This is a genomic window from Roseibium sp. RKSG952 (assembly GCF_009711355.1).
In genome coordinates this window covers 44,633-45,352 of record NZ_SMMF01000956.1, presented here as the reverse complement: position 1 = coordinate 45,352, position 720 = coordinate 44,633, and the positions used below count along the sequence as shown (strand labels likewise).

At 58.5% G+C, this 720-nt stretch carries 2 pseudogenes; both read right to left on the bottom strand.

The features are described from left to right. A pseudogene (locus tag E1297_RS37705) lies at nt 1-472 on the bottom strand (hypothetical protein); the annotation flags it as partial. Then, nucleotides 469-720, bottom strand: a pseudogene (locus E1297_RS49975) (hypothetical protein); the annotation flags it as partial. The pseudogenes E1297_RS49975 and E1297_RS37705, both read right to left, overlap by 4 nt.

Here is a 720-nt window from a genome sequence, read left to right as displayed (position 1 = left end):
AGATACGCTTCTTGATCCAGAGGAACTTACGTTTGCCTGTGAAGTCCTTGACCAGACGCTCTTTTTCAAGATCCGGAAAGATTTTGACCAGCTCATCTGCCGCCGCCTCCGGATCGATCATCAGAGGTGGCTGTGCGTATACCGAATAGGTGTCCAGGTTGGTCGCAAGAATGCGCCCTTCACGGTCCACGATGTTCGCGCGCTGCATGGCAATGGATGCGCCAGGTGCGCTTGCCAGAGGCTCCTGAGCCTCAGAAGTGGCGAGCATGCCCATGCGCACACCGACGACAGCGAACGCGCAGAAGAAAAAGAGCCCAAGCACCAACAAGCGCCCTTCGGCACGGGCCCGAGCGCGGTCTTTCATATCCTCGTGACGCTGGCGGATATTCTCACGCTCGATCGCCTTGGGGTTTTCGCCTCGGGCGCGGGCGTCCAGAATGCGGGCAAGCGGGCGGAGCGGTGTGCGGGTCATGGGATCTGTACCTCGCCCAGTGCCTGAATGTCTGTGATGGCCTGCAATTCGATCGGATCGACAATCGGCAAGTCGGGATCTTCGGCATAAGCGATCTGATCAGCGCGACCAAACTGCTCGGCACGCAATGGCAGCAAACCAAGACGTTCAAAATTAAGGTCCGCCAATTCGCGCAGGCGATCAGGCCGATTCAGGTAAGCCCATTCCGCGTTCAGAACAGCCAATCTTGCCTGCGCGGCGCCAATCTG